At 74.5% G+C, this 12,037-nt stretch carries 10 protein-coding genes and 1 riboswitch; of the genes, 5 read left to right on the forward strand and 5 right to left on the reverse strand.

The window, feature by feature from the left end; genetic code table 11:
- Nucleotides 1–31 precede the first annotated feature (31 nt).
- Nucleotides 32–1,372, forward strand: a complete 1,341-nt coding sequence (locus E1266_RS02155) for a PLP-dependent aminotransferase family protein (RefSeq protein ID WP_132043122.1) — start codon at nucleotides 32–34, stop codon at nucleotides 1,370–1,372.
- A gap of 10 nt (nucleotides 1,373–1,382) precedes the next feature.
- Here the strand turns inward: E1266_RS02155 and E1266_RS02160 are convergent, their stop codons facing one another.
- Nucleotides 1,383–3,881 (reverse strand): mannose-1-phosphate guanyltransferase, encoded by a 2,499-nt coding sequence (locus E1266_RS02160; RefSeq protein WP_132043124.1) that lies wholly within the window; start codon nucleotides 3,879–3,881, stop codon nucleotides 1,383–1,385.
- Nucleotides 3,878–4,615 carry a CDP-alcohol phosphatidyltransferase family protein gene (locus E1266_RS02165; protein ID WP_132043126.1) on the reverse strand — a complete coding sequence of 246 codons (738 nt, stop codon included), beginning with the start codon at nucleotides 4,613–4,615 and terminating at the stop codon, nucleotides 3,878–3,880. Before E1266_RS02165 ends, E1266_RS02160 begins: the two co-directional genes overlap by 4 nt.
- Before the next feature lie 200 nt (nucleotides 4,616–4,815).
- Between E1266_RS02165 and E1266_RS02170 the strand changes: the two genes are divergently transcribed.
- Entirely contained in the window at nucleotides 4,816–5,892 is a 1,077-nt protein-coding gene (locus tag E1266_RS02170) for a hypothetical protein (RefSeq protein WP_132043129.1), read from the forward strand.
- Here E1266_RS02170 and tsaA read toward each other — a convergent pair.
- Nucleotides 5,858–6,271, reverse strand: coding sequence for a tRNA (N6-threonylcarbamoyladenosine(37)-N6)-methyltransferase TrmO (gene tsaA, locus E1266_RS02175; RefSeq protein WP_132043131.1), 414 nt, complete (start codon nucleotides 6,269–6,271; stop codon nucleotides 5,858–5,860). The two genes, E1266_RS02170 and tsaA, sit on opposite strands and share 35 nt — an antisense overlap.
- An 81-nt stretch (nucleotides 6,272–6,352) precedes the next feature.
- A riboswitch (TPP riboswitch) is annotated at nucleotides 6,353–6,466 on the forward strand.
- Here tsaA and thiC point away from each other — a divergent pair.
- Both thiC and E1266_RS02185 read left to right on the forward strand, forming a co-directional pair.
- Nucleotides 6,462–8,204 carry a phosphomethylpyrimidine synthase ThiC gene (thiC, locus tag E1266_RS02180; protein ID WP_132043133.1) on the forward strand — a complete coding sequence of 581 codons (1,743 nt, stop codon included), beginning with the start codon at nucleotides 6,462–6,464 and terminating at the stop codon, nucleotides 8,202–8,204. Its footprint overlaps the riboswitch before it by 5 nt.
- A gap of 237 nt (nucleotides 8,205–8,441) precedes the next feature.
- Nucleotides 8,442–9,026: a TetR/AcrR family transcriptional regulator gene (locus E1266_RS02185; RefSeq protein ID WP_207945372.1), complete on the forward strand. Its 585-nt coding sequence runs from the start codon at nucleotides 8,442–8,444 to the stop codon at nucleotides 9,024–9,026.
- Between the two features lie 34 nt (nucleotides 9,027–9,060).
- Here the strand turns inward: E1266_RS02185 and E1266_RS02190 are convergent, their stop codons facing one another.
- Complete coding sequence (locus E1266_RS02190) at nucleotides 9,061–9,897, reverse strand: metallophosphoesterase (protein WP_132043135.1); 837 nt, start codon at nucleotides 9,895–9,897, stop codon at nucleotides 9,061–9,063.
- A gap of 39 nt (nucleotides 9,898–9,936) precedes the next feature.
- Nucleotides 9,937–10,503 (reverse strand): winged helix-turn-helix domain-containing protein, encoded by a 567-nt coding sequence (locus E1266_RS02195; protein WP_207945373.1) that lies wholly within the window; start codon nucleotides 10,501–10,503, stop codon nucleotides 9,937–9,939.
- Nucleotides 10,504–10,593: 90 nt separating this feature from the next.
- Between E1266_RS02195 and E1266_RS02200 the strand changes: the two genes are divergently transcribed.
- Nucleotides 10,594–12,006, forward strand: a complete 1,413-nt coding sequence (locus tag E1266_RS02200; protein ID WP_132043137.1) for a prolyl oligopeptidase family serine peptidase — start codon at nucleotides 10,594–10,596, stop codon at nucleotides 12,004–12,006.
- Nucleotides 12,007–12,037: the final 31 nt, after the last annotated feature.

Below are 12,037 nucleotides of genomic sequence, written 5' to 3' on the forward strand. Positions count from 1 at the left end.
CATTGCACTCGGTACAAATTCAGGAGGCGGGATGGCGGACTACCGGAGGGTCGCGGACGCGGTGGCCGCCGACATCGCGGCGGGGCGGCTGCGCCCCGGCGACCGGCTGCCCACGCAGCGTGCCTTCGCCCGGCGGCACGGGATCGCGAACTCGACGGCGAGCCGCGTGTACCGTGAACTGGCGGCCCGCGGCCTGGTGGTCGGCGAGGTGGGGCGCGGCACGTTCGTCCGCGCCGCGCGGCGCCCGCCCGGCCCGGCCCTCGCGGAGCCCGCGGGCGCGCGGGTCGACCTGGAGCTCAGCAATCCCTCCGTGCCCGGGCAGAGCGAGCTGATGCGGGCCGGGATGGAGCGGCTGCTCCGCCCCGACGTCCTCGGCGCGGCGCTCGGCCCCGCCGGGGCCGCCGGGACGCCCGCCGCGCGGGAGGCGGCGGCCGGGCTGCTGGAGGCGCCCGGGTGGCGGCCCGACCCGTCGCGCGTCCTGTTCGCCGGGAACGGGCGGCAGGCGATCGCGGGCGCCGTGGCCGCGCTCGTGCCGCCGGGCGGCCGGCTCGCGGCCGAGGCCGTGACCTACCCGGTGGTCAAGGGCATCGCGGCGCGGCTCGGCGTCACGCTCGTCCCCGTCGAGACCGACGAGCACGGCCTGTGCCCGGACGCCCTGGCCTCAGCCCACCGCAGCGCCCCGCTCGGCGCCGTCTACCTCCAGCCGACGCTCCACAACCCGTACGGGACGACGATGCCGCGCGAGCGCCGCGCCGAGCTGGCCGCCGCCCTGGAGCGGCTCGGCCTCCACGCGATCGAGGACCGCGTCTGGGCGTTCCTCCCGGAGGACGGCCCGCCGCCGCTGGCGGCGGAGGCGCCAGACCGCACGGTCGTCGTCGACAGCCTCTCCAAGCGCCTCGCGCCCGGCCTCAGCGTCGGGTTCGCCGTGCCGCCCGCCGGGCTGACCGGCCGGGTCGCCGCCGCGCTGCGGTCCGGCGCGTGGGGGCCGGCGGCGTTCGCGCTGGACGCGGCGACCGGCTGGATCACCGACGGCACGGTCGCGGCGGTGACCCGGGCCAAGCGGGCGGACGCGGCCGCCCGCATGCGGATCGCCGCCGAGCGCCTCCCGGGGGCCGCGGGCAGGTCCGCGCCGTGCGCGTACTTCTGCTGGTGGGACCTGCCGCCCCGGTGGCGGGCGGAGACGTTCGTGGCGGCCGCGGCGCGGCGCGGGATCGCCGTCACGCCCGCGGCCGCCTTCGCCGCCGGGACCGGCTCGTCGCCCCGCGCGGTGCGCGTCGGCCTCGCGTCCCCGCCCCTGGAGCTCCTCGGCGACGCCCTCGGCGTCCTCGCCGAGATCGCCGCCGGATCGCCCGAGGACAGCCCCGTCGACTAGGCGGCGCGGGTCAGGTGCCCGCGCGTTCGACGACGGCGGCCCATTCCTCCAGGAGCTCCTGGGCGACGTCGGCGTCCGGCCCCTCGGCCCACAGGTGGGTGACCGGCTCGGCGGGGTCGGGCAGGACGAGGACCCACCGGCCGTCCTCCTCGACCACGCGGACGCCGTCGGTGGTGTCGATCGTGCGGGAGCCCGCGGCCTCCACGACGTGCCGCATCACGCTGCCCTTGGCCGCCCACGGCGTGGGGACGGAGCGGCGCAGCAGGTGCGCGTCGGGGATGCGGCGGTCGATCTGCGAGAGCGTCAGCCGCGTCCTGGCGACCAGGCCGACGAGCCGGACGAACGCCGCGATCCCGTCGACCGTGCCGCTGAACTCGGGCATCAGGAAGCCGCCCCGCCCGTCCCCCGCGAAGACCACGCTGGGCTGGGCGGCGGCCTTGGTCAGGACGTCCTGGGACGTGGACGTCCACTCGACCTGGACGCCGTGGAACCGGCACACCTGCTCGGCGACCCGCGTCGTCGTCACCGGCAGCGCGACCCTGCCGCCGCGCCGCTCCGCCGCCACCAGGTCCAGCATGACCAGCAGCGCCCGGTCGTCGCCGACCAGCTCGCCGTTCTCGTCCACGAGCGAGATCCGCTCCCCCACCGGGTCGAAGCGGACGCCGAACGCGGCCCGCGACGACGACACCAGCTCGCCGAGCCGCTCCAGGTCGCGCATGCGCTCGGCGAGCGTCTCGGTCGGGTTGGCCTCGTCCAGGCCGACGTTGCGGGTCAGGACCTCCACCCCGACCTTGCCGAGCAGGTTGGGCAGCACGAGCGACGCGACCCCGCCCGCGCAGTCCAGGACGATCTTCAGCCCGGCCTCGCGGACCCCGCGGATGTCGACGCGCCGCAGCAGGTCGCGGGTGTAGGTCTCGACGACGCGGGGCGGGTAGGCCAGCTCGGCGATCTCGCCGGGGAACGCGCGGCGGTACTCCTGCCGGCCGAAGACGCGCTCCAGCTTGCGCTGCGCGGCCTGGGACAGGTCGGCCCCGTCGGGGTCGAGGAAGATGATGTCGACGCCCTGCGGGTCGCCGAGCGTGGTGCGGATGTAGATGCCGCCGACGCTGTCCTCGCGGCCGGTCTCGAACCGGGCCACGGTCAGCGGGGTGGCCTCCAGGTCGTGGACGTTGATCGCGCTGGCCGTCAGGGCGCTGTTCACCGCGCGTTTCAGCGTGCGGGCCGCGCGGGACACGTCGCGGCCGGTGACGACCGTGGTGCCCTTCTTCAGCGTCGTCGCGTACGCGCTGGCGAGCCGCACCGCGAGCTCCGGCGTGATCTCCACGTTGACCAGCCCGGACACGCCGCGCGGGCCGAACAGGTTGCGCTGCCCGCGCGACTCCCAGATCACGCTGGTGTTGACGACCGCGCCGGCCTCGATGGTCTTGAAGGGGTAGACCTTCACGCCGCTGGAGACGTACGCCTCCGCCTCGATCACGCACTCGTCCCCGATGACCGCGCCCTCCTCGACGCGGGCGCCGGCCATGATGTCGGTGTTCTTGCCGACCACGCAGCCGCGCAGGTTCGTGGACGGCGCGACGAACACGTTGTCGTGGACGACGGCGCGGTGCAGGAACGCGCCCTCCTTCACCACGACGTTGCTGCCGAGGACGGTGTACTCGCGCAGCTCGACGCCCGCCTCGACCTTGGCGTAGTCGCCGATGTAGAGCGGGCCCTTCAGGACGGCCTCGGAGTCGACCTCGGCGCCCTCGGCGACCCAGACGCCGGGCGACACCTCGAAACCGTCCAGGTCGATCGCGACCGCACCGGACAGCATGTCGGCCTGCGCCTTGAGGTAGCTCTCGTGGGTTCCGACGTCCTCCCAGTAGCAGTCGGCGACGTAGCCGAACAGCGGAGCGCCCTCGGCGAGCAGCTTGGGGAACACGTCCCCGGACCAGTCGACCGACTCGCCCTCGGCGACGTGCTCCAGGACCTCCGGCTCCATCACGTAGATGCCGGTGTTGACGGTGTCGGAGAACACCTGCCCCCACGTCGGCTTCTCCAGGAACCGCTGCACGCGGCCGTCGTCGTCCACGATGATGATCCCGAACTCCAGCGGGTTCGGGACGCGCTTGAGCCCGATCGTGACCAGGGCGCCGTTCCGCTCGTGGAACCGCACCATGTCGGTCAGGTCGATGTCGGTGAGCGCGTCGCCGGAGATGACGAGGAACCGGTCGTCGCGCAGCGCCTCCTCGGCGTTCTTGACGCTGCCGGCGGTGCCGAGCGGGACCTCCTCGGTCGCGTAGCTCAGCGACATGCCGAGCTCCTCGCCGTCGCCGAAGTAGTTGCGGATCAGCGCCGCCAGGAACTGGACGGTGACCACGGTCTCGCTGAACCCGTGCCGCTTCAGCAGCCGCAGCACGTGCTCCATGATCGGCCGGTTGACGAGGGGCAGCAGCGGCTTGGGCTGGTTGGCGGTCATCGGACGCAGCCGCGTCCCCTCGCCACCCGCCATCACGACGGCCTTCATCGGGGGGTCTCAGCTCCCTTCTGGTGGCCGGCCGGCGGATCCGTGCCACGGTCGGCGTCCGGGTCGGCGTCCGGGTCGGCGTCCGGGTCGGCGTCCGGGTCGGCGTCCGGGTCCGGGCCGGGCACGGCGTCCGGCCCGGAGGCCGGGGACGAGCCGCGGCCGGCCAGCACCAGCTGCCGCGTCTGCTCCCAGTAGAGGACGGCCGCCCACCAGTACAGGCCCGTCCCCCAGATGGCGAACGACCATCCGGTGACCTTCGCCGCGGTCGCCGCGCCGCCGTCGTGGTCGCCGAGGAGAAGCAGCGGGAACGCGTACAGCAGGCACATCGTCCCGGCCTTGCCGATGAAGTGCACCGGGAGCGTCCCGCCGTACCCGAGCCGGCGGATGATCGGCGCGATCGGCAGGATCGCGAACTCCCGGGCCACCAGCACCACGACCAGCCACACCGGGATGATGTCGCGGATCGTCAGCCCGACCAGCGTCGCCAGGATGTAGAGGCGGTCGGCCGCCGGGTCGAGCACCGTCCCGAGCCTGCTCGTCTGGTTCAGGACGCGGGCGAGCTTGCCGTCCAGCCAGTCCGACAGGCCCGCGAACACCAGGACGCCGAGCGCCCACCAGTCGGCCTCGATCAGCACGAGCCAGAGGAACAGCGGGACGCCCACGAGCCGGGCCAGGCTCAGCGTGTTCGGCACCGTGAAGATCCGGTCCTGCGGGGCTTCCTGCTCTGTGCTCACCGACGCGTTCGCCTCCCCTGGTCCCTTGATCCTGACCCTACCGGTAAGGGTCCGGAACGCCCCCGATGACGTCGCCCCCTTTCGGCCGGCCGACCGCCACGTGCGGGGCCGCCGCCGCCCGCTTGACAGCACTGGTCAGGCCGCGAGCGCGGGACGGCGACCGCCTATAGTTCTGCGCACTCCCAGACGAAGGGCTGAAGGTGTCCGTCCCCCCGCCGGCGCTCACGATCACCCTGGGCCGGAACGCCTACCGGTGGCCGCTCCGCATCTGCCTGACCGCGCTGACGGTCGGCCTGGCCGTCTCGCTGTCCACGCTCACCGGCCCGGGCGCGCGGGCGCCCGAGGAGGCCGGGCGGGCCATCGCCGGCTACGGCGGCGGCGCCGCCCTCATCGCCCTGGCGGCGGCCGTGTGGGCCTTCGCGATCTACCGGGACCGCCTCATCGTGACCATCGGCCGCGACGGCCTGACGCTGCGCCGCCGCGGGAGGGAGGCGACCATCCCCGCGGGCGCCGTGGAAGCGGTCGGGATCACCTGGCCCGTCGCCGACCCCGTCTGGACGGTCTGGTTCGACTCCGAGGCGGCACCGGGCGTCGGCGCGGTCACGAAGATCGACGGCCGTGCGGCCGTGCTGCTGCGCGAGCGCTCGCTGCCCCAGGGCTGGCTGGAGGCCGTCCACGCCACCGCCACGGAGACCCTCGGCGCCTGCTGGCGCGTCCTCGACGACGAGGGCCGCGAGGTGGACCCGCTCCCCCGGGACGCGTTGCGCGAGGCCGACCACGTCGTCCTGGACGGCGAGGGGCGCTACCGCGACGACCGCACCGGCGCTCTGCTCGCCGTGGCCTGCGGCCCGACCGCGGAGTCGCCCGGCCTCCCCCCTCCCGGCCGGACGACCGTGCTCCGCGATCCGCACGCCCGCCCGCTGCTGGAGTTCCGCGGCGGCCTCGCGGGCGGCCGGGTGCGCGTGTTCCTCGCGGACGGGCGGCCCGCCGGCGAGATCCGGGGTTCGCAGGAGCCGTCCTTCCACATGCCCGACGGGACGCTTCTCGGCACCACCCGGCCGGCCGGCGGCCGCCACGTCGTCACCGGCGTGGACGGCCGGGAGTCGGCCACGCTCTGGAGCAAGGGCGGCGACGGCGGCGTCCGGCTGCGGCTGGAGCGGTCCCCGTCCGCCCCCGACCCGCTGCGCACCCTCGCGCTCGCCCTCCCCATGGCCGTGCACGGCACCGGGCGGCACCGCCCCGTCAGGTGGGCGGGGCGCAGGTCAGGGCGGGCTTGACGTCCACGATCGGGGTGCCGTCCAGGGCCTCCAGGTCCCGGACGCGGACGCGGTTCCCGGTGATCTCCAGGATCTCGACCGGGTGCAGCCCGATCGGGTTCGGGCGGTCGGGCGAGCGGGTGGCGAACACGCCGTGCAGCGGGGCGGCGGGATCGTCGCGCGGGTGGACGCGCAGGACGTCGCGCGGCGACAGGTGCAGCCAGGTCAGCACGAAGACCCGGTCGCCGGGGCGCAGGCCCTCCAGCGCGGGCAGCACGGCCCCCTCGAACACCAGCCATGCCTCGGGCGAGCCCTCAGGGCCCTGCTTGGGCGCGGACGCCCGGTCGGTCAGCGGGGACTCGACGTGCCCGACCGCCGTCACGGTGAAGTCTTCTGCCATGCGGCCGATTCTCCCAGGCCGCCCCTCATATCCCATGGACGCCGGTTGCGGCAACCGGGGTGCGGCGGGTTAGCGTCGGGGGCGACAGATCGCGGGGGTCCGGCGAACCGGGCTGAGATAGCGGCTGAGACGGCCGCTGACCGCATGAACCTGACCGGGTAATGCCGGCGTAGGGAGAGATCGAGTCGTCATGACCGAACCTGTGGTTCCAGCTGCCCGCAAGACCTACCTGCAGGGCTCGCGGCCGGAGATCCGCGTCCCGATGCGGGAGGTGCCGCTGACCAACGGCGACGCCGTCGTCCTGTACGACACGTCCGGGCCGTACACCGACCCAGAACAGGAGACCGACGTCCGCAAGGGGCTGCCCGCGCTGCGGGAGCCGTGGATCATCGAGCGCGGCGACACCGCGCCGTACGACGGGCGCCCGGTGCGCCCGGAGGACGACGGCCGCCGCGCCGCGGCGGGCGCCGCGGCGGGCGGGGCCCCCGGCGGCTTCCCGCCGCGCCGGCCGCGCCGCGCGACCGGCGGCGCCGTGACCCAGCGGGCCTACGCGCGGCGCGGGGAGATCACGCCGGAGATGGAGTTCGCGGCGCTGCGCGAGGGCGTGGCGCCGGAGGTCGTCCGCGAGGAGCTCGCGGCGGGGCGGGCCGTGCTGCCCGCCAACGTCAACCACCCCGAGATCGAGCCGATGGTGATCGGGAAGAGGTTCCTGGTCAAGGTGAACGCCAACATCGGCAACTCGGCGGTGGCGTCGTCGATCGACGACGAGGTCGAGAAGATGACGTGGGCGACCCGCTGGGGCGCCGACACGATCATGGACCTGTCGACCGGCCGCGACATCCACACCACGCGCGAGTGGATCCTGCGCAACTCGCCGGTGCCGGTGGGGACAGTCCCGCTGTACCAGGCCGTGGAGAAGGTGGGCGGCAATCCGGCGGACCTGACGTTCGAGGTCTTCCGCGACACGGTGATCGAGCAGGCCGAGCAGGGCGTGGACTACATGACCGTCCACGCCGGGGTCCTGCTGCGGTACGTGCCGCTGACGGCGAACCGCAAGACCGGGATCGTCTCCCGCGGCGGGTCGATCATGGCGGCGTGGTGCCTGGCGCACCATCAGGAGAACTTCCTCTACACCCGCTTCCGCGAGCTGTGCGAGATCTTCGCGGCCTACGACATCACCTGGTCGCTCGGGGACGGGCTGCGCCCCGGCTCCATCGCCGACGCCAACGACGAGGCGCAGTTCGCCGAGCTGCGCACCCAGGGCGAGCTGACGAAGATCGCCGCCGAGTACGGCAACCAGGTGATGAACGAGGGGCCCGGGCACGTCCCGATGCACAAGATCAAGGAGAACGTCGACCTCCAGCAGGAGTGGTGCGACGGGGCGCCGTTCTACACGCTCGGCCCGCTGACCACCGACATCGCGCCCGGCTACGACCACATCACCTCGGCGATCGGCGCCGCGATGATCGGCCACCACGGCACCGCGATGCTCTGCTACGTCACGCCGAAGGAGCACCTCGGGCTGCCGGACCGCGACGACGTCAAGGCCGGCGTCATCGCCTACAAGATCGCGGCGCACGCCGCGGACCTGGCGAAGGGGCATCCGGGCGCGCAGGCGTGGGACGACGCGCTGTCGGAGGCGCGGTTCGACTTCCGGTGGGAGGACCAGTTCAACCTGTCCCTCGACCCGGACACGGCCCGCTCCTTCCATGACGAGACGCTCCCGGCCGCCCCGGCGAAGACCGCGCACTTCTGCTCCATGTGCGGCCCGCACTTCTGCTCGATGAAGATCACCCGCGATGTGCGCCGGTTCGCCGAGGAGCGCGGCCTCGCCGAGGACGCCGCGCTCGGCGAGGGGATGCGGGAGAAGGCCGAGGAGTTCAAGGCCGCCGGCGGGCGGGTCTACCTGCCGCTCTCCCCCGGCGGCGGCTGACCGGGCGGCGCCCGGTCCGGCGGCGCCCGATCGAGCGCGGTCCGCTCCGGCGGCGCCCCCGGACGGCCGGGAGCGGACCGCGAGACCCGCCGCGGCATCGGCCGCGGCGGGTCTCGCGCATCCCCCCGGCGAGGCCGGCGGAGGGGCGCGGCTACTATCGAAGGACCGTTCCAAAGCCGCGGATCCCCCCGAATCGCCGCAGGCCCATAGACCCGCCGGGAAGGATCGACGACCCAGTTGACCAGCGACGACTCGCCGAAGGCGCCCGTCCGCGCGGTGCGCGCCGACGTGCGCCGCAACCGGGCCAGGCTGATCGGCGCGGCACGGGAGACGTTCGGGCGCGACGGCGCCGACGCGTCCCTGGAGGGCGTCGCCCGGCTCGCCGGCGTCGGCATCGGGACGCTCTACCGCCACTTCCCGACGCGGCAGGACCTCCTGGAGGCGCTGCTCGCCGACGCCTACGGCGAACTCGCCGCCAAGGCGCGCGAGCTGATGCTCTCCCCGTCGCCCGGTGACGGGCTCCTGGAGTGGCTGCGGGCATTCGTCTCCGGGGTCACCGCGTTCCGCGGGATGGCGGCGGCGGCCGTGGTGTCGCTGCGCGACGACCGGCCGGAGGCGGCCCGGGCGGTCCGCGAGGCCGGCGGGGCGCTGTTCGCCCGCGCCCAGGAGGCCGGGGACGTGCCGCGGGACGCCGTGTTCATCGACGCGCTCCGGCTCGCGGGCGCGATCGCGATGGTCACCGAGGACGACCCGGAGGCGGCGGAGCGGCTGCTGTCGCTCGCCGCGACCGGGCTGGCCCCCGGCAAGGCGGCTGCGCGCTAGCCGCACCGCACGGGCCGGCCGAGCACGGGCCCGGTCACTGGGTGTCCGGGGCGGGCAGGATCCGGCGGGGCCCGCGCGGCGCCTCGCCCCGCTTGCGCCACTCGCGGGGGTAGCCGACCGACACCTCGATGTGCGGGACGTCGCCGGTCCAGATCGTCCGGGGGATGTGGAGGTGCCCGTAGACCACGGACACCGCGCTGAAGCGGTCGTGCCAGCCGGCGGTGCGCTCGGTGCCGCACCACTGGGCGAACTCCGGGTACCAGAGGACGCGGGTGGGCTCACGGACGAGCGGCCAGTGGTTGACGAGGACGGTCCTCGTCCCCGCTTCGAGGGCGGCGAGGCGCTTCTCGGTGTAGGCGATCCGGGCGTCGCACCAGGCGTCCCGCGTGGGGTGCGGGTCGGGGTGGAGGAAGATCTCGTCGGTGCACACGACACCGGCCTCGTGCGCGATCGCGAGGGCCTCCTCCTTGGTGGACGCGCCGTCCGGCCGGAACGTGTAGTCGTACAGGATGAAAAGCGGTGCGACCGTCACGGGCCCGCCGTCGCCGTCCCACACGGGATACGGGTCCTCGGGGGTCAGGACGCCGAGGGCGCGGCACATGTCGACGAGCCTTCGGTAGCGGGCCTCCCCGCGCAGCCGCACCGGGTCGTCCTTGATCGTCCACAGCTCGTGGTTGCCGGGCGTCCAGATCACGGTGGCGAAGCGTTCGCTCAGGGTGCGCAGCGTCCACTCGACGTCGGCGAAGCGCTCGGCGACGTCGCCGGCGACGATGAGCCAGTCGCCGCCGGACGCGGGCCGCAGCTCCTCGACGAACGCGCGGTTCTCGGGGAACCCGACGTGCAGGTCGCTGATCGCGTAGACACCGCTCATCCCAGGATCGTAAGCCCCGCGCGGAACCGCGGCGATGCTTCAGTCCGTGTCGGCGGGGAGCGTGAAGAGCCGGATGTGGACCGGGCGCGCGCCCGGCGGCGCGTCCTCGCGGTCGTGGCCGTGCTCCTGCAGCAGGCGGATGTACGCCTCGAAGAACTCGGCGAGGCCCTCCTCGGTCATATGGGCGAATCCCCGTGAGAGCAGGGCCCAGGCGTGGTCGCGCCGGTACTCCTCGGGAAGCCTGCTGAGGAGCTCCATGTCCTCGGCGTGGCGGACGCGCAGCAGCTCGTCGATGACGGGCTGGTCCTCCGGGGCGACGGTGCCCGGCCGGGGCATGCGCACGTCGCGCGGGGTCTCGGCACGGCGCCACCAGCGCTCCCGCCCGGCCGATCGCTCGGGGATCTCCTCGATGAACCCGTGCTTCTCCAGCTGGCGCAGGTGGTAGCTGGTCGTCCCGGTGTTGGCCCCGAGCACCTCCCCGATCGTCGTCGACGTCGCGGGGCCGTGCACGCGGAGCCGGTGCAGGATCCGGCGGCGCAGCGGGTGGCTGAGCGCCTTCATCCGTCCGGGGTCGTCCAGGATGACGGGCTCGGAATCGTCCTTCATGAGGAGCAGTCTAGTTCTACAGAAGTATCTTTGCAGAGAATCATTTGCAGAACTTTCTCTGCATACTACCGTCCCCGGCATGAGAAAGTGATGACCGCCGCGCTGACGCTGATCGCCGGCGCGCTGCTGAGCGTCTTGAGCCCCCCGGCGGCCTCGGCGGCCGGCCCGGTCCCGGCGCCCGCCGGCCTGACCGCGACCGAAGTGGGCTTCCAGGGGTTCGGCGGGCTCCCCCTGCGCGGCACGGTGCTGGCACCGCGGAAGGCGCGCGGGCCCCTGCCGGGCGTCGTGCTCGTGACGGGGTCCGGGTCCGGCGTCCCGCGCGAGCATCTGCTCACCGAGGCCACCGAGTTCGCGCGGCGGGGCCTCGCCGTCCTGATCTACGACAAGAGGTCGGCCGGGTACACCCAGTTCCGCCGCTCCTACTCCGAACTGGCCGTCGACGCGCTCGGCGCCGTGCGCGCGCTGCGCTCGCGACCCGGCGTCGATCCCGCGAAGGTGGGGCTCTGGGGGCTGAGCGAGGGCGGCTGGGTGGCGCCGCTCGCCGCGTCCCGGTCCGCCGACGCGGCGTTCGTGATCGTGGTCGGCGGCAACGCGATGACCCCGATCCGCCAGCAGGTCTGGAACGAGTCCTCCGGGCTGCGCCGGGCGGGCGTTTCCGGTTCGCTGATCGACCGCGGCAAGCGCAACTTCGCCCGGCTGGGGGCGGACGCGGGCCTGTTCGCCGAGGCGTTCCACGACGCCCCGGGCGTCCTGGAGCGGGTCCGCCAGCCGGTGCTCGGCATCTGGGGCGGACGCGACCTGCAGACCCCGCCCGAGGACAATCCGCCCCTGTTCGCGCGGGCGCTCCGGCGCGGCGGCAACACCCACTACACCTTCCGCTTCTTCCCGGAGGCCGACCACGGCGTCCACGCGACCCCGGACCGGGGCCTCACCCGCGGCGACGCGCTGGCCCCCGGCTACGCCGACCTGGTCGGCTCGTGGGTCCGCGACGTGACGAGCGGGCGCCTCCCCGAGGCCGATACCGCGCCGCTCCCGGAGCAGGACCACCCGAGCGTCGCCATCGCGCCGTCGCCGTGGTGGGCGTCCGTCCGGATGCAGACCGCGGCGCTCGCGCTGTTCGTCGTCGCGTTCGCCGGCTACCCGCTCGCCGCCCTGGCGCGCCGGCTGCGCGGCAGGACCGTGCGCCCGGTGAGCCGCTGGGCGGGCCTGCTCGCCGGGGCGGGGCTCACCGCCGCCGCCGGCCTGGTCTTCTACATCATCTACCTGATGGCGGCGGGGAGGTATCCCGACCCGGGGCCCGTCCTGGCGGGCCGTCCGCTGCCGTGGCTGGCGCTGCAGGGACTCGCCGCGGCCGCCGTCTGCGCGGGGGCCGCGACCGCGGTGTCGTGGCGGCGCGCCGCCGGTTCCGTCCCGGTGGCCGAGCGCGTCCGGCTCGGCCTCCTGCTGACCGCGGGTGCCGTGTTCGTCCCGTGGGCCGTCTACTGGGGTCTGCTCGTCCCCTGACTCAGCCTCGACCAGGGGACGCGGCCCGGCT

The sequence above is a fragment of the Actinomadura sp. 7K534 genome (genome assembly GCF_004348575.1).
Taxonomy (GTDB): domain Bacteria; phylum Actinomycetota; class Actinomycetes; order Streptosporangiales; family Streptosporangiaceae; genus Spirillospora; species Spirillospora livida.